Source organism: Stenotrophomonas sp. YJH_SMC_33, from assembly GCF_059372295.1.
The window spans coordinates 43409-60003 of the sequence record NZ_JCAFVJ010000006.1; the positions used below are offsets into that span (position 1 = coordinate 43409).

Genomic DNA, 16595 nt, shown 5'->3' on the forward strand with positions numbered 1-16595 from the left:
CGGCCCGTGTTACACAGCCATTACCACCCGCGCTGGGGAAGTGTCGCTGTGGATCCTGCCGTTCGCAAACCGCGTCTGCCTGCCGCCGGCCTGTGTGCCGTGCTGCTGCTGTGGGTGTCGGCCACGCAGGCGACGGATGGGCATAGCAGCCAGCAGCGGGCGCGCCACACGCAGGTGATCGACCTGATCGACAGCGGTCGCTTCAGCGATGCCGAAGCGCTGCTGGCAACGGCAGGCGATACCACCGAGGGGACCTTCCAGCGCGAGCGCATGCGCCGCATCCGCCTGGATTTTTCCCTCGACGAGGCCGCGGCCAAGGCGGCCGTGCGCCGCTGGATTCCCGATCTGACCGACGAGGAACTTGCGCGCTGGGACCAACTCGGCCTGATCGAGCATCTCGATATCGATGGCGAGCGTTGGTACTTCAAGCGCGCACCCTCGAACCTGTTCCTGCTCAGCGACGAAGCACGCGCGCGCCGCCGCACGGATGCACCGATGCCGCCTCCGGGCCCCAACGAAGTGCTCAACGCCCACCACGCAGGCGTGGTTGCCGCGGCCGAACAGAGTGGCCAGGCGTCGGTACTGCCGCAGCGCTACGAATTCACCCAGTCGCTCACGGTAAAGGCCGACGCCGTCCCGGCCGGCGAAACTGTACGGGCCTGGATTCCGTACCCGCGCGAAATCCCCGGGCAGCAGGAACAGGTGCAGTGGCTGGGCAGCACCCCGGGCAAGGCGTGGGTGGCACCGGCCAGTACCCTGCAGCGCACCGCCTACCTGGAAGCCAAGGCAGTGGCTGGGCAGCCGACGCGCTTCGAGATCCGCTACGCGGTCACGATCCTCGCCCGGCATACCGCGATCGACCCGGCCAAGGTACAGCTGACTCCGACCGACCCGGCACTGAAGCCCTATCTGGCCGAGCAGCTGCCGCATGTGCGTTTCACTCCCGCGCTGAAGCTGTTCTCCGACCAGGTACTGCAGGGCGAGACACGTCCGTATGAAGTGCTGCGCAAGCTGTTTGCTGCCGTGGATCGCATTCCCTGGGCCGGTGCGCGCGAATACTCCACGCTCAGCAACATCAGCGATTACGCGCTGCATGCCGGCCATGCCGACTGCGGCCAACAGACCCTGCTGCTGATCGCGCTGCTGCGCATGAACGGCATTCCCGCGCGCTGGCAGTCGGGCATGGTGTTCTCCGGCGATGGCAGCGGCTACAACAACCTGCATGACTGGGGGCAGGTCTACCTGGCGCCGTATGGCTGGCTGCCGATGGACGTGACCACCGGCGCGCTTGCCAGCGATGTGCCTGCACTGCGCGATTTCTACCTGGGTGGCCTCGACGGCTACCGCATCGCCTTCAACGACGATTTCGGCCAGCCCTTCGTGCCGGCCAAGCAGCACTTCCGCTCGGAAACGGTCGACTCGCAGCGCGGCGAGGCCGAGTGGGCAGGCGGCAACCTGTACTTCGACCAATGGAGCTACGACTTCCAGTGGCGGGTACTGCCAGCCAGGCAACGCTAGCGCGACACACCGCATTCCACACCATTCAATTCTTGCAGGAGAGAGCAGGGGATGAAGGCTTACAGCATCAAGCGGGCGGCGTTGTGCGTCGCCCTTGGGGCGTGTCTGGGCGTAGTGCTGCCCGGCATCGCGATGGCACAGAACGTGAGCGGCGCAGTTGCCGGCCGTGCAACCGCGGGCGACCAGGTGACCGTGGTCAGCAACAGTACGGGTCTGACCCGTACCGTCACCGTCGGCGCCGACGGCAGCTACCGCCTCGGCCAGCTGCCGGTAGGTGACTACCAGTTGCAGCTCAGCCGCGATGGCCAGAAGCTGGGCGATCAGATTGGTGTCAGTGTGGCAGTAGGCGGTACCACCACGGTCAACCTGGCCAGTGGCGGCGGCGTCACCAATCTCGATGCACTGCAGGTGGTCGGCACCCGCGTGGTCAACCGCGTGGATGTCTACTCCACCGAGACATCCTTCAACATCAACCGCCAGGAGATCTCGCGGCTGCCGGTGGCGCAGGACCTGTCTGCGGTCGCGCTGATGGCGCCGGGCGTGGTCGGCGGCAACTCGTCATTCGGCGGCCTGTCATTCGCTGGTTCATCGGTGGCCGAGAATGCGGTCTTCATCAATGGCCTGAATGTCACCGACATGTATACCCGTCGCGGCTTCAGCACCGCGCCGTTCGCCTTCTTCAAGGAGTTCCAGGTCAAGACCGGTGGCTACTCGGTCGAGTTCGGCCGCTCCACCGGTGGCGTGATCAATGCGGTGACCCGTTCGGGCAGCAACGAATTCGAGGGCGGTGTTGAAGTCACCGCCGAGCCCAGTGCGTGGCGCGCCAGTGGCGGCGATCATTTCCACCGCGACGGCACCCCGCATTCCTACGGCAGCCGCGACAACAACTCCTTCCTGAAGACCAACGTGTGGGGCTCCGGCCCGATCGTCAAGGACAAGCTGTTCCTGTTCGCGATGTACGAAGACCGCAGCGACAAGGGACACAACACCTCGTCCGATGGCAGTACCTGGTTCAAGAACGATTCCGGCAACGGCTTCTGGGGCACCAAGCTGGACTGGAACATCAACGACAACCACAGCCTGGCGCTGCTGGCGTTCTCGGATGAGGGCGATGTCACCAATGCGTCGTACGGTTACAACTGGAACGCCGACCAGCTCGGCGCCTGGGGCGGCGATTCGGTCACCGAGACCGGCGGCCGCAACTGGTCGGCCACCTACACCGGCCACTTCGGACAGAACTTCACCGCGCGCGCCATGGTCGGCCAGAACAACCAGCGTGCGTTCACCAATTCATCGCTGGATCAGGCCTGCAGCCCCGTGTTCACCGACAGTACCTACGGCCCGCGCCTGGGCAAGCTGCAGGGCCTGCGCGCAGGCTGCCACCCCACGGGCACGGCAGTGGCCGAGCGTGACGATACCCGTGACGTGGCGCGACTGGACTTCGAATGGCAGCTGGGTGACCACCTGCTGCGCTTCGGTGTCGACCGTGAGCTGATGACCACAAAGCAGTCCACCCGCTACCCCGGCCCGACCGAACTGAGCTACACCGCCTACGTGGCGCGCCCCGGCGATGAAGTCTGGGACGGTGCCAATGCCTACGTACCGGCTGGCGTTACCGAAATGCTGCGTGCGCGCAACCGCAAGTCGGGCGGCACGTTCGAGACCGAAGCCAATGCGCTGTACGTGGAAGACATCTGGAACATCACCCCGAACCTGATGCTGAACCTGGGCGTGCGCTGGGACCGTTTCGAGAACCGTACCGCCGCCGGCAAGGCGTTCATCAAGATGGATGACCTGATCGCACCTCGCGTCGGCTTCTCGTGGGACATGCGCGGTGATGGCAGCACCAAGCTGTTCGGCAACGCCGGCCGCTACTACCTGCCTGTCACCAACAACATCAACGTGAATTTCGCAGGTGGCCTGACCGACGAGTACAGCTACTACGTGCTCAATGGCTGGGAGCGGAAAACCTCGCCGACCGGCTCACCGTACATGGCACCGGTCGTCGGCCAGCAGATCGGGCCGACCGACACCCGCATGAACACCGGCGGTGCCGACCTGCGCCAGAGTGTGGATCGCGACCTCAAGGCGGTCTACCAGGACGAGTACATCCTGGGCTTCCAGAACATGATCAACCAGGCATGGTCGTGGGGCGTCAACGCCACCTATCGACGCATGACCCGTGCGCTGGACGACATCCGCATCAATTACACCCCATGCGGCCCGACCCCCAGCACGCTGTGGCCGATCGCCAACCCGGGCGAGAGCCTGACGATCTGGGGCGACAAGAGCATCGGCTGCGCCACCGAAGGCTGGATCACCATTGACACCGCCAACAGCGGCTATCGGAAGGGCGGCAGCGGCGAGGTGATCGGTTACTCCAAGCCCAAGCGCACCTACAAGGCACTGGAGTTCCAGATCGACCGTGCCTGGGACGAGAAGTGGATGTTCAACGCGTCCTACCTGTGGTCGAAGAGCGAGGGCAATTTCGAAGGCCCGGTGAATTCCGATACCAACTACGGCGACACCGGCATGGTCCAGTTCTGGGACCATCCGGCCACCAACGAGCGCTATGGCGTGCTGTTCAACGACTTCCGCCACCAGTTCAAGCTGCGTGCCGCTTACGCGCTGAACAAGCAATGGTCGTTCGGTACCACGCTGCAGGTGCAGTCCGGTGGCCCGATCACTGCCTACGGCGTGATGTGGCCAAACGATTCCATCGCCGGTGGCAGTACTTCCAGCGAGGGTAGCGGCGGTGGTACCGGCTGGCTGTGCGTGGCCAACTGTTCCGGCCCGTACAACCAGCGGCAGTTCGAGTACAGCCCACGCGGTGCGTTCGGTCGCCTGCCGTGGACCTGGACCATGGGCGCCAACGTGACCTGGCGTTTGCCGGTGGAGGGCATCGATCTCAGTGCACGGCTGTCTGTGTACAACCTGTTCAACAACCAGAAGACCATCAACGTGCACCAGCGCTATGAAGCGCAGCCCGGCCAGTACCGCGAAGCGACGTTCGCCACCGGGACGCGCTGGCAGGCCCCTCGCTATACACAGCTGGTGGTGACCTGGAACTTCTGAGGCCACGATCCGCGCCGCCCACCGTGACGGCGCGGGCAATGGAGGGGCTGCGCGCATGTACCACCTGCTGATCGTCGCGGCGGCACTGGCCGCACCGTCCGCTTCGCCGACCGATATCGCCTCCCTCGATGCCGACGTCGCCGCCGTGGTCCAGCACGAGCACCTGCCCGGGCTGGCCATGGCGGTGGTCGACAACGGGCAGGTGGTCTATCGCCACGCCGAAGGCGCGCGTGGCGACGGCGGCCGCATCGACCAGGACACGCTGTTCAAGATCGCCTCCAACAGCAAGGCGATGACCGCCGCGCTGCTGGCGCGGCTGGTGCAGCAGGGCAAGCTGCGCTGGGAGGATCCGGTGCAGCAATATCTGCCGGGCTTCCGCATGCACGATGCGTGGGTGGGCGAGCAGATGCAGGTGCGCGACCTGCTGATCCACAACAGCGGCCTGGGCCTGGGCGCCGGTGACCTGATGCTGTGGCCGGAACCGAACGCGTTCACCCGTGCGGACATCATCGCGGGGCTGGCGCACCTGAAACCGGTCAGCAGCTTCCGCAGCCGCTACGCCTACGACAACCTGATGTACGTGGTGGCCGGGGAAGTGGCGGCGGCAACGGGTGGCAAGCCGTACGACCAGCTGATGCGGGAGCAGGTGTTCGAACCACTGGGCATGACCCGCTGCCAGGTGGGGGCGTGGTCGGTGAAGCGCGTGGGCAACGTGGCGCAGCCGCATGCCTGGCGCGGTGATCGCAACGCGGTAGTGAACGCGGATGGAGCGATCAGCCCGGACCTGCCGTCGATGGCGGCCGGCGGCATCCGTTGTTCGCTGCGCGACATGACGCGCTGGATGCAGGTGCTGCTCGATCCCGCCCTGGCACCTGGCTGGTTGGACGCTGAGCAGCGCCGTACGCTGTGGACCCTGCACATGCCGATGGCGCTGGGTGAACGCCAGCGGCGTTGGGACAACGCGCATTTCTATGGCTACGGCTATGGCTGGCGGGTGTCGGACATGGATGGGCAGTGGAAGGTGGCGCACACCGGCACCCTGTCGGGCATGTACTCGTCGCTGGCGCTGTTGCCTGACCGCAAGGTGGGCGTGGTGATGCTGATCAACGGTGAAGGCGAGGATGCGCGCACCGCATTGATGCAGGCCGCACTGAAACGCTTCACCGCCCCCAATGATGCGCGCCCGGCGATGGAATACCTGGCCGAACTGAAGGCGGACCAGGCCGCTCGTGCGGCAACCGGGCACCAGCGGCCGCCGATGTCGGATGCGCGGCAGGCGTCGGCTTCCGATCTGCCGCGTTGGCAGGGACGCTACAGCGATCCCTGGCTGGGGCCCGCATCGCTGTGCCCAGGCAAGGACGGCCTGCGCTTCAGCGTGGACAAGTCGCCCCGCCTGCAGGGGGCCGTGCTGCAGCTGCAGGGGCGCTGGCTGCTGCGCTGGGATACGCTGGGTGACGATGCACAGGCGTGGCTGCGGCCGGGCGAGGGCCCGGCACCGACACTGGACCTGCGCGCCATCGATCCGGACATCGACTTCAGCTATGACTTCCAGGACCTGCATTTCACTCGTACTGGCGATTGCCCTGGCGGCGACCACCGGCGCCGCTGAGCCACCGCGCGTTTCACCGGCCACCGACGCGGCCAGCGCCGGACTGGTGGAGATCCGCACTTTGTCGCCGCGCATCGAGCTCGATATCCGCTATGCGGGTGCCAACAACTTCACCGGTGCGCGCGTGCCCGGCTACGAGGCGCCATCGTGCTATCTGCTGGCGCCGGTGGCAAAGGCACTGGCACAGGTGGAAAAGGACCTGCGCGCCGATGGCTTCGGCCTGCGCCTCTACGACTGCTACCGGCCGGTGCGTTCAGTGCAGGCGTTCATGGCCTGGGTGAACGATCCGCGCGAGCGCTCGCGCAAGGCGCAGCAGTACCCGGATCTGGACAAGCCACGCCTGCTGGCTGACGGCTACATCGCCGAGCGCTCCGGCCACAGCCGCGGTGCCACGGTGGATCTGGGCCTGCTGGATTGCCGCAGCGGTGCATGTGCGCCGTTGGACATGGGCACTGACTTCGACTTCTTCGGGCCACGTGCGCATACGCAGACGAGCGGGCTGAGTGAGACGCAGCAGGCGAACCGGCGGCAACTGGTGCAGGCAATGGCACGGCGTGGTTTCGTGAACTATCCGCAGGAGTGGTGGCACTACACGTTCCAGCCGGAACCGGATCCCGGTACCGCGTACGACGTTCCGGTACGGTAGGGGTAACGGCAGGGCACCGCCCAGTCTCTGACAGTTTCCCGCGCGGTCCGTTGTAGGGCCGAGCCCATGCTCGGCTGCTCTTTGTTCAATCGTCGAGATATTCGATTTGGATGGAGATTCATCCACGCATGGCGTGGATCTACTATGGCTGCCGGATTGGGTCCGGGGCAGATCCCTTACACTGGCCGCCTCTTCATCCCTGCCCACCCGATGAACCTTCCCCTGCACTTCGGCCTGCTCGGCACCCTGGAAGCGGGCGCCATTGCCCTGCTGGTCGGCCTGCTCGTGTACCTCCTGTGGTCGCAGCTGTGCCGCCTGCTGCGGTGGTCGATGGGGCATGCGATCGGCTGGTCCTGCGTCATCGCCGTGATCATCGCCGCCGGCATCGATGCATGGAAGCTGTTCTACATGGGCATCGTGCGGCTGGAATCGCCGCTGTACGCGCGCATCTTCCTGGCCACCATCCACGATCCCAACGAGCTCGGCAGCCGTGTGGTGCTGGAAATCGCCGGTGCGCTCGCCGGTGTTGCTCTTGCATGGGTGTTGTTCAGTTCGCGGTCATCGGAAAAAACCGTCGACTGACGCAGGTTTTTCGTTGCCTGCCGGTTAAATGCAGAGGCGCTGAATGCGCATCTTATGAGCCACTCACTTCACCCTAACCACCGCGCTAAAGCATGCGTGGAGGCCAGTGGTTAATCGCGCGTGTGGGCGCCGGTCGCGGCGCAAAATCGATTCAGAAACGCGGTGGCAGGGTAGGTGCCGTGCGGAATCAACACGCCGCGCAACACCACCCAATCGGTAGGAGACACCCCTGATGACTATTCGCAACCGCAAGCCCCTGATCGCCCTGATCGTCGCCGCCGGCAGCGTGCTGGCCATCCCGGCGATGGCCCAGTCGGCCAAGCAGCAGGCCGCGCAGGCACAGAACGAGGCCGCCCAGGCGCAGCAGGCAGCGGCACAGGCGGGCCAGGCGGCTGACCAGGCAACCAATGCGGCCGCAGCGGCCTCGGCCCAGGCCAACGGCGGTGGCCAGACCTGGGCCAGCATCGATACCGATGGCAACGGCACCATCAGCAAGACCGAGGCGCAGGTGAACGCCGGCCTGGCTCAGGTGTTCGACCAGGCCGATACCAACAAGGACGGTGAGCTGAGCGCCGATGAGTACAAGGCCTATGTGGCCGCCCAGCAGGCCGGCGCCGGCGGCGCAGCGCAGGGTGCGCAGGGCAGGTAAGACCTGTATCGGGGCGTATGGGAACCCGGGCGGCTTCGGCCGCCCGGGTTTTTTTCGTCACCACGGCCCCTGTATCCTTGCGCGATGAACACCTCCACGCCTGCGCCGTCGCGCGCCATCGGCCTGGTCGGTTTTGACGGTGACGATACGCTGTGGAAGAGCGAGGACTACTACCGCAAGGCCGAGCAGGATTACCTTGACCTGCTGTCGCGCTACGTCGACGTGCATGACACCCAGACCGCGCGCCACCTGCTGGAAGTGCAGCAGCGCCACCTGGGCACCTTCGGCTACGGCGTCAAGAGCATGACCCTGTCGATGATCGAAGCGGCCATCGACATCACCGGCCAGCGCATCGAGGCCAAGGACATCCAGCGCATCCTGGAGATCGGCCACGACACCCTGCGCCACCCGGTCGAGCTGATCGACGGTGTGCGCGAAGCGGTGGCGGCCATCGCCGAGCACTACCCGGTGGTGCTGATCACCAAGGGCGACCTGTTCCACCAGGAAGCGAAGATCAAGGTCGCCAACCTGGCCGAGCTCTTCCCGCGCATCGAGATCGTTTCCGAGAAGGACCCGGAGACCTACGCCCGCGTGCTGGCCGAATTCGACCTGCCGATGCAGCGCTTCGTGATGGTCGGCAACTCGCTGCGCTCGGACATCGAGCCGGTGGTGACGCTGGGTGGCTGGGGCGTGCATACCCCGTACGCAGTGACCTGGGCCCACGAGACCCAGCATGGCGTGGCCGACGACGAACCGCGCATGGTCACTGCCGATACCGCCCACGACTGGCCGGCCGCACTGGCGGCGATCGAGGCCAAGGCCGCTGCGGCCTGACAGGGCCGGTCGGCTGCGGCAGAATCGGGGCATGAACCACCGACTGCGCGCGCTGATGTTGTTCCTGCTGCTGGCGCCGGCCACCGTGCTGGCCCAGCAGACCGCCGAGCGTTCGGCCACCTATGAAGTGGACACCGGCGACAGCTGGGTCGACGCCCAGCTGCAGGACATCAACCACTACGCCGAACGCTACCCCGACGCCTTCCTCGACGAAGTGTCGCGCTATGCCGACGTGCCGCGCGGCTACATCAGCGCGCTGTTCACCACCCACGGCTGGCAGGCAGGAGACATTTATTTCGCCTGCTTCTGGGCCAAGGCCAGTGGCCAGACCTGCCGCGACAGCGTGCGTGCCTTCAGCCAGGACCCGGAGGGCGGCTGGGAGGCGGTGGTCAAGCGCATGCCCACCACGCCGGACAATCTGCACTACCGGGCTGTGCGCCATGCCATCGTGGCCAGCTACCAGCACTGGGACCGGCCGATCACCCTGGATGCCACGCTGAAGCGCCAGCTCAAGCGGTAGTGCCGGCCGCTGGCCGGCACCTGCACCATTCCAGGCATCCGGAGGTTGCCGGCCAGCGGCCGGCACTACCGGTTTCCTTATGTTGCTCTGCGTATCGCCGCCGCCGGGCGCTCCGGCGACAATACGGGTCCGAGCTGTTCCCCGTTCCCGTAATCGAGTGACTGATGAGCGCCTCTTTCGTTTCGCCTGATGTGATCCGCCGCCTGTTCGCGCAGGCCATGTCCCGCATGTACCGCACCGAAGTGCCGCTGTACGGCACGCTGGTGGAACTGGTGGAGCGGATCAACGCGCAGGTGCTTGCCCAGGACCCGGCGCTGGCCGCGCAGCTGCAGCGCAACGACGAGCGTGCGCGGCTGGATGAAGAGCGTCATGGCGCGATCCGCGTCGGCACCGCGCAGGAGCTGGCGACGCTGCGCCGCCTGTTCGCGGTGATGGGCATGTACCCCGTCGGCTACTACGACCTGTCGGTGGCCGGCGTGCCGGTGCACTCCACCGCGTTCCGCCCACTCACCGGCGCGGCGCTGGCACAGAATCCGTTCCGCGTGTTCACCTCGCTGCTGCGCCTGGAACTGATCGAAGATGAAGCGCTGCGTGCCGAGTCGGCGAAGATCCTGTCACGCCGCCGCATCTTTACCGACGGCGCACTGGCACTGATCGAGCAGGCCGAGCGTGACGGCGGCCTGTCGCAGGCCGATGCCGAGCGCTTCGTCGATGAAGCACTGGAAACCTTCCGCTGGCATGGTGACGCCACGGTCGACCTGCCGACCTACCGCGCGCTGCACAACGCGCACCGGCTGGTGGCCGACGTGGTCAGCTTCCGTGGCCCGCACATCAACCACCTGACCCCGCGCACGCTGGACATCGACGCGGCGCAGGCGGCAATGATCGAGCACGGCATGGCGGCCAAGGCGGTCATCGAAGGTCCGCCGCGCCGTGCCTGCCCGATCCTGCTGCGCCAGACCAGCTTCAAGGCCCTGGAAGAAGCCGTTCATTTCCCGGATGCCGAAGGTGGTGACGCCGGCACGCATACCGCGCGCTTCGGCGAGATCGAACAACGCGGCCTGGCGCTGACCCCGAAGGGCCGCGCGCTGTACGACCAACTGTTGTCGCAGGCCCGCGACGCCGGTGGCGAAGGCAGCACCGGCGGCGACTACGGCCAGCGCCTGCAGGCGGTGTTCGCCAGCTTCCCGGATGACCATGACACGCTGCGCCAGGAAGGCCTGGGGTATTACCGCTACCAGCTGACCGACGCCGGCCGCGCCGCGCCGGAGCGCGTGGCCGATCTGCCCGCTGAAGTGCTGGTGGCCGCCGGCCTGGCCACGGCTGACCCGATCGTCTACGAGGATTTCCTGCCGGTCAGCGCCGCAGGCATTTTCCAGTCGAACCTGGGTGGCGAAGAACAGCGCGCCTATGCCGCGCATGCCAACCGCGAGGCCTTCGAGCAGGCATTGGGCGTGGCGGTGAACGACGAGTTCGAGATCTACGAGCGGCTGCAGGCCGAGTCGCTGGCGGCGCTGCGCGGGTAAACCGCTTGCCGTGGAGCCGAGCGTGGGCTCGGCTCTACAGGGATTCTGCGGAGCGGCCCCTTTGTAGAGCCGGGCGCTGGCCGGCTGTTGGGGAAGCCGGCCAGCGGCCGGCTCTACCCGACGTCCGTAGCGGGCCTCAGCCCTTCATCGTTCCGGTATCCAGCCAGCGCTGGTGCCACGACAGCGCTTCCGGCAGCAGATGCGGGGTGTGCTTGCCGTAGCTCTCGCGGCTGGCACGGTCGAAGTAATCCTGCAGCTGCGGGCGGAAGTCCGGGTGCGCGCAGTTGTCGATCAGCACCTGCGCGCGCTTGCGCGGGGTCAGCCCGCGCAGGTCGGCCAGGCCCTGTTCGGTGACGATCACCGACACATCGTGCTCGGTGTGATCGACATGGCTGGCCATCGGCACGATCGCCGAGATGGTGCCGTTCTTGGCGGTGGACGGGCTCAGGAACGCTGACAGGAAACCATTGCGGGCAAAGTCACCCGAACCGCCGATGCCGTTCATGATGCGCGTGCCCATCACGTGCGTCGAATTGACGTTGCCGTAGATGTCCACCTCGATCATGCCGTTCATGCCGATGCAGCCCAGGCGGCGCACCAGTTCCGGATGGTTGGAGATTTCCTGCGTGCGCATGATGATGCGCTCGCGGTAGAAATCGATGTTCTCCTTGAACGTCTCATTCGCCTGCGGGCTCAGCGCGAAGCCGGTGCACGAGGCGTAGCTCAGCACGCCGTCGCGCAGCAGGTCGAGCATGCCGTCCTGGATCACTTCGGTGAACGCGGCCAGGTCGCGGAAACCGCTCTTGGCCAGGCCAGCCAGCACGGCGTTGGGGATGTTGCCCACGCCCGACTGCAGCGGCAGCAGGTTCGCCGGCAGGCGGCCCTTCTTCACCTCGTGCTTGAGGAACTCGATCAGGTGCGAAGCGATCTGTTCGCTGGTTGCATCGATCGGGCTGAACGGGCTGTTGCGGTCCGGGCCGTTGGTGCGCACCACGGCCACGATCTTGTCCGGGTCGCAGCGCAGCGCGGTGTCGCCGATGCGGTCGTTGGCGTTCACCAGCGGAATCGGCTTGCGGTGCGGCGGCAGCGCGGTGCCGTAGTAGATGTCGTGCATGCCGTCAACGCCGGCCGGCTGCCATTCGTTGACCTCGACGATCACCTTCCTGGCCAGGTCCAGCCAGGTCTTGTTGTTGCCGACCGAAGTGGAGGGCACCAGCGAACCGTCCTCGCGGATGGCCGAGACTTCGATCACGGCGGTGTCGATCTCGCCATAGAAACCGAACCACACGTGCTGGGCGACGTGGCTGAGGTGGATGTCGATGTAATCCAGCTTGCCCTCGTTGATGCGGTTGCGCGCGTCCGGGTCGCTCTGGAACGGCATGCGCATGGCGATGCCATCGGCCTTGGCCAGCGCGCCATCGAGTTCCGGCGCGGTCGACGCGCCGGTCATCAGCTTGATCTGGAAGGGATTGCCCTGGGCGTGCACCGCTTCGATGCGGCGGGCCAGTTCCACGGGAACGGCCTTGGGATACCCGGAGCCGGTAAAGCCGCTCATGGCCACGGTTTCACCGGGCTGGATCAGCGCGGCTGCGGCCTCGGCGGAGACCACGCGGTCACGGAGACGCGCGTTGGCGATGCGATCAACAGACATGACGACAGTGTTTCTGGGGGGAATCCCGATTATCGGCCATCCTCATCCGTACGGGGGGTTCTACCTTCGTGGAATGGCTTTTCCCCCAAGGGGCTCACCCATACCCATCGGTTCTGTTTTGCAGTGCAGCGTGCAAAGTGCTTTCGCAGCCCGCACGATGGCCCTGCATCCCGACGTGGGGGAGGGAGCAGAGCCCGCTGGCAGTTCGCTGCAAGCGGGCTTTTTTATTGCCTGTCGCCCAGTATGAATGCGCGGCCTCCATTATCGGTAGTGCCGGCCGCTGGCCGGCAACTGCAGCAACCTTCGGCAGGATCATGGGATCTGCCGGCCAGCGGCCGGCACTACCGGGTCCGTCGCGTCCCGACCGGGTCGATACAATCCGCCCATGACCCTCGCCCCCGCTGACCTGCCCGCCTCCCTGCAGCCCCTTGTCGACCGCGCCCTGGCGCGCCTGGCCCAGGTCCTGCCCGAGCCCGTTCCTGCCGAACTGCTGCCGCTGCTGACCCGACTGGCGGTGGCCAGCGACTTCGCGCTGGACACCCTGGTGCGGCAACCGGCGCTGCTGGCGCAGCTGGCTACCCCCGGCTGCCCGCCGATCCCACCACCGGTGCTCGATCCGCTGCAGCCCAGCGACTGGCCGGCGCAGATCCGGCGCTGGCGTACTGCCATGTCGACGCGGCTGATCTGGCGCGACCTGGCTGGGCTGGACGACGTGGCGCAGACGCTGGCTGGCGCCACCACCCTGGCCGAGGACTGCCTGCGGCTGGCGCTGGACGCGCTGCAGCAGGAATTCGCCCAACGCCACGGTGTGGTCCGCGATGGCGAAGGCGCCGCGCAGCAGCTGGTGGTGTTCGGCCTCGGCAAGCTGGGCGGCGGCGAGCTCAACTTCAGTTCCGATATCGATCTGGTCTACGCCTATCCGCACGGCGGCGAATCCGATGGCCCGCGCGCGCTGGCCGCCGAAGAGTATTTCGCCCGCCTCGGCCAGCGCCTGGCCAAGCTGCTGGACGAAACCACCGTCGATGGCTTCAGCCACCGTGTCGACCTGCGCCTGCGTCCGTTCGGCAGCGCCGGCCGCGTCGCGCTGTCCTTCGCGGCGATGGACCAGTATTTCCAGCGCGAGGGCCGCGACTGGGAACGCTACGCGTGGCTGAAGGCGCGCGCGGTGGCCGGCGACATCGCCGCCGGTGAAGCGTGGCTGCAGACCCTGCGCCCGTTCGTGTACCGCCGCTACCTCGATTTCACCGCGCTCGATGGCCTGCGCGAAATGAAGGCCGCGATCACCGCCGAGGTCGCGCGCCGCGAGTTGCACGAGGACATCAAGCGTGGCGCCGGTGGCATCCGCGAAATCGAATTCCTGTGCCAGGCACTGCAGCTGATCCGCGGTGGCCGTGAACCGGCACTGCGCGAGCGTCGCCTGCTGGTGGCGCTGGATGCACTGGTCGCTGCCGGACAGATCGCGCCCGAGGATGGCGCCGCACTGCGTGAGGCCTACCTGTTCCTGCGCCGGCTGGAGAACCGCCTGCAGATGCTGCGCGATGCGCAGACCCACGTGCTGCCCAGCGACGCGCTGGACCGCGCGCGCATCGCCGTCGGCCTCGGCTACCCGGACTGGGACGTGCTGCGCGCGGCATTGGCCGAACAGCAGCAGCGGGTCAGTACTGAATTCGCCGCGCTGCTGGCGCCGCGCAAGGGCCAGGCTGCGCCCGACGCGCTGGCCAACTACTGGCGCAGCCTGCCCGAGGGCAGCAACGCGCCGTTGCTGGCGGAAGCCGGTTTCCTCGATGCCAATGGCGCCGATCAGTCGCTGCGCGATTTCGCCCAGGGCACCGGCGTGAAGTCCCTGTCCGACGCCGCGCGTGCACGGCTGGATCGCGTACTGCCGGCGCTGCTGCATGCGGCCACGCGCTCGCCGCAACCCGATGCCGCGCTCAAGCGCGTGCTTGGCCTGCTGCAGGCGGTGCTGCGCCGGACCAGCTATCTCGCGCTGCTGGACGAACAACCGAGCGCGTTGGCGCGGCTGGTGGATGTGCTGGCGCGCAGCGCGCTGCTGGCCGAGCGGCTGGCCGCGTACCCGCTGCTGCTGGACGAACTGCTGGACGTGCGCGTGTCCGGACCGATGCCCGATGCGTCCGGCATGCTGGCCGAGTGCCAGCAGGTGCTGGCGGTGGAAGACCCCGAATCCGCACTGCGCTGGCTCAACGAGACGCGGCTGGCGCTCAGCTTCCGCATGGCGATGGCCACGCTGGATGGCCGCCAGGGTGCGGTGGACAGCACGCGGCAACTGGCCGAGCTGGCGCAGGCGGTGGTCACCACCGTGCTGGCGATGGCCGAGGCGGACATGCGCGCCGCGCACGGCGGGATTCCCGGTGGACGTTTCGCGATCATCGGCTACGGCAGCCTCGGCGGGCTTGAGCTGGGCTTCGGTTCCGACCTGGACCTGGTGTTCCTGCACGACAACCCGGCTGGCGTGGAGGCCAGCGATGGCGCACGTCCGCTGGAACCGGGGCGCTGGTATGCACGGCTGGCACAGAAGGTGATGGCGCTGCTTGGTGCGGTCACCGCCGCCGGGCGCCTGTACGACATCGACGTGCGCCTGCGCCCGGACGGTGGCAAGGGTTCACTGGTGTCTTCGTTGGCCAGCTACACCGAATACCAGCGCGAACGCGCGTGGACCTGGGAACACCAGGCCCTGGTGCGCGCACGCGGTGTGGCCGGTGATGCCAGCCTGCTGGCCGATTTCGAACAGGTGCGTGCACAGACACTGGGTCGTGAGCGCGATCCGGCCACGCTGTATGCCGATGTGCTGAAGATGCGCGGCCGCATGCGCACTGAACTGGACCGCAGCGATGCCGCGCGGCTGGACCTGAAACAGGGTGCCGGTGGCGTGGTGGACCTGGAGTTCCTGCTGCAGACCGGCGTGCTGGCGCGTAGTGCGCAGCATGCGGCGTTGCTGCAGCCACGCGACACGCCGTCGCTGATCGATGCGCTGGCGATTGCCGGTTTCCTGCCGGAAGACACTGCGCAAGCACTGCATGGCGCGCATGCCACGCTGCTCGACGTGGGCCTGGCCTGCACGCTGGACCGTCGCCCGCGACTGGCACCGACCACGCCCGCGATTGAAGACGCGTGTGCGGCGATTACGGCGGCGTGCAGAGCGGCGGCGTTGCCGTTCGGGTGATGGGTGCACCCATTAGAACAATTGCCCGGGGATGATCCGCTGTTGGTAGGTGCCGACCGTTGGTCGGCACAATCTGTCAGCGGTGATGAACTCTGATGGAGCGTGCCGACCAACGGTCGGCACCTACCGTGCTCATGTGCCATCCAAGGTTGGCACCTACCAGAGCATGTGCGTTCAGCTGGTGGCGCGCAGCGGCGCCATCTTCCACAGCAGCGCGCGGAACGGGGCCAGCAGGCACACGCCGATCGCCAGCTTCACTGCCAGGTCGCCGGCGGCCCAGCTCACCCACGGCAGCGCGGAGCCGGCAAACGCGATCGACCAGAAAATGGTGGTGTCCACCGTCGCGCTGCAGGTGGTGGCCACCATCGGTGCGCGCCACCAGCTGCCACGGCGCAGGCGGTCGAACACGGTGATGTCCAGCAGCTGGGCCACGATGAACGCCGAGCAGGAGGCAATGGCGATGCGCGGGGTGGCCACCCAGATCGACAACAACACCGCCACCGCGAAGCCGATCCACGCCACGCGGCGCGCCGGGCCCGGGCCGAAGCGGCGGTTGATCAGGTTGCTGACCAGGAACGCGACCGGATAACTGAAGGCACCCCAGGTCAGCCAATCGTTGATCGGGTACTGCACCAGCACGTTGGACAGCAGCACCACCGCGCCCATCGCCAGTACCGCCAGCACCAGGGCGCGCGGGGTCAGCGGGGCAAACAGAGGGGCAGGACGCACGGACATGGCGAGCCAGAGGGAGAAAGGGGATCACCCATTATCCGCCCCGGCCGTGGCAAAACCAAAAACGGTCGT

General features: G+C 66.9%; 12 protein-coding genes. 10 read left to right on the forward strand and 2 right to left on the reverse strand.

All coding sequences use genetic code 11. The annotated features are described in order from the left end of the window. Positions 1 to 48: 48 nt before the first annotated feature. The 9 genes from AC5P9W_RS11205 (at position 49) to hglS (ending at position 10959) form a co-directional block, all read left to right on the forward strand. Positions 49 to 1518: a transglutaminase-like domain-containing protein gene (locus tag AC5P9W_RS11205; protein WP_495219219.1), complete on the forward strand. Its 1470-nt coding sequence runs from the start codon at positions 49 to 51 to the stop codon at positions 1516 to 1518. Positions 1519 to 1569: 51 nt separating this feature from the next. Continuing rightward, positions 1570 to 4593 carry a TonB-dependent receptor gene (locus tag AC5P9W_RS11210; protein WP_021202951.1) on the forward strand — a complete coding sequence of 1008 codons (3024 nt, stop codon included), beginning with the start codon at positions 1570 to 1572 and terminating at the stop codon, positions 4591 to 4593. A gap of 55 nt (positions 4594 to 4648) precedes the next feature. After that, positions 4649 to 6202 carry a serine hydrolase domain-containing protein gene (locus tag AC5P9W_RS11215; RefSeq protein ID WP_197575890.1) on the forward strand — a complete coding sequence of 518 codons (1554 nt, stop codon included), beginning with the start codon at positions 4649 to 4651 and terminating at the stop codon, positions 6200 to 6202. Further along, complete coding sequence (locus AC5P9W_RS11220; RefSeq protein WP_495219222.1) at positions 6135 to 6848, forward strand: M15 family metallopeptidase; 714 nt, start codon at positions 6135 to 6137, stop codon at positions 6846 to 6848. The genes AC5P9W_RS11215 and AC5P9W_RS11220 overlap by 68 nt, the downstream gene beginning before the upstream one ends. Positions 6849 to 7058: 210 nt before the next feature. Continuing rightward, positions 7059 to 7430 (forward strand): hypothetical protein, encoded by a 372-nt coding sequence (locus tag AC5P9W_RS11225; protein WP_049413267.1) that lies wholly within the window; start codon positions 7059 to 7061, stop codon positions 7428 to 7430. A gap of 232 nt (positions 7431 to 7662) precedes the next feature. Beyond that, entirely contained in the window at positions 7663 to 8079 is a 417-nt protein-coding gene (locus AC5P9W_RS11230) for an EF-hand domain-containing protein (RefSeq protein ID WP_019662197.1), read from the forward strand. Between the two features lie 84 nt (positions 8080 to 8163). Then, entirely contained in the window at positions 8164 to 8913 is a 750-nt protein-coding gene (locus AC5P9W_RS11235; protein WP_021202954.1) for an HAD family hydrolase, read from the forward strand. Positions 8914 to 8944: 31 nt separating this feature from the next. Beyond that, positions 8945 to 9433 (forward strand): hypothetical protein, encoded by a 489-nt coding sequence (locus AC5P9W_RS11240; protein ID WP_459389753.1) that lies wholly within the window; start codon positions 8945 to 8947, stop codon positions 9431 to 9433. Positions 9434 to 9597: 164 nt separating this feature from the next. Beyond that, entirely contained in the window at positions 9598 to 10959 is a 1362-nt protein-coding gene (gene hglS, locus AC5P9W_RS11245; protein WP_483017505.1) for a 2-oxoadipate dioxygenase/decarboxylase HglS, read from the forward strand. 136 nt (positions 10960 to 11095) lie between these two features. On the opposite strand, the gene scpC is transcribed toward hglS, so the two are convergent. Next, positions 11096 to 12610, reverse strand: a complete 1515-nt coding sequence (scpC, locus tag AC5P9W_RS11250; RefSeq protein ID WP_206621601.1) for a succinyl-CoA:acetate CoA-transferase ScpC — start codon at positions 12608 to 12610, stop codon at positions 11096 to 11098. 385 nt (positions 12611 to 12995) lie between these two features. Here scpC and glnE point away from each other — a divergent pair, with 385 nt between their 5' ends. Continuing rightward, positions 12996 to 15791: a bifunctional [glutamate--ammonia ligase]-adenylyl-L-tyrosine phosphorylase/[glutamate--ammonia-ligase] adenylyltransferase gene (gene glnE, locus AC5P9W_RS11255; protein ID WP_495219224.1), complete on the forward strand. Its 2796-nt coding sequence runs from the start codon at positions 12996 to 12998 to the stop codon at positions 15789 to 15791. Between the two features lie 174 nt (positions 15792 to 15965). Here the strand turns inward: glnE and AC5P9W_RS11260 are convergent, their stop codons facing one another. Continuing rightward, a complete protein-coding gene (locus tag AC5P9W_RS11260) occupies positions 15966 to 16526 on the reverse strand; it encodes a queuosine precursor transporter (RefSeq protein WP_019662191.1) in 561 nt (186 codons plus the stop codon). Positions 16527 to 16595: the final 69 nt, after the last annotated feature.

Excerpts from the sequence above, each read along its gene's own strand:
- AC5P9W_RS11240 (WP_459389753.1), top strand. The coding sequence starts at position 8,945 with ATGAACCACCGACTGCGCGCGCTGATGTTGTTCCTGCTGCTGGCGCCG.
- AC5P9W_RS11260 (WP_019662191.1), bottom strand. The coding sequence starts at position 16,526 with ATGTCCGTGCGTCCTGCCCCTCTGTTTGCCCCGCTGACCCCGCGCGCC.
- hglS (WP_483017505.1), top strand. The coding sequence starts at position 9,598 with ATGAGCGCCTCTTTCGTTTCGCCTGATGTGATCCGCCGCCTGTTCGCG.
- glnE (WP_495219224.1), top strand. The coding sequence starts at position 12,996 with ATGACCCTCGCCCCCGCTGACCTGCCCGCCTCCCTGCAGCCCCTTGTC.
- AC5P9W_RS11220 (WP_495219222.1), top strand. The coding sequence starts at position 6,135 with ATGACTTCCAGGACCTGCATTTCACTCGTACTGGCGATTGCCCTGGCG.
- AC5P9W_RS11215 (WP_197575890.1), top strand. The coding sequence starts at position 4,649 with ATGTACCACCTGCTGATCGTCGCGGCGGCACTGGCCGCACCGTCCGCT.
- AC5P9W_RS11235 (WP_021202954.1), top strand. The coding sequence starts at position 8,164 with ATGAACACCTCCACGCCTGCGCCGTCGCGCGCCATCGGCCTGGTCGGT.
- AC5P9W_RS11210 (WP_021202951.1), top strand. The coding sequence starts at position 1,570 with ATGAAGGCTTACAGCATCAAGCGGGCGGCGTTGTGCGTCGCCCTTGGG.
- scpC (WP_206621601.1), bottom strand. The coding sequence starts at position 12,610 with ATGTCTGTTGATCGCATCGCCAACGCGCGTCTCCGTGACCGCGTGGTC.
- AC5P9W_RS11230 (WP_019662197.1), top strand. The coding sequence starts at position 7,663 with ATGACTATTCGCAACCGCAAGCCCCTGATCGCCCTGATCGTCGCCGCC.
- AC5P9W_RS11225 (WP_049413267.1), top strand. The coding sequence starts at position 7,059 with ATGAACCTTCCCCTGCACTTCGGCCTGCTCGGCACCCTGGAAGCGGGC.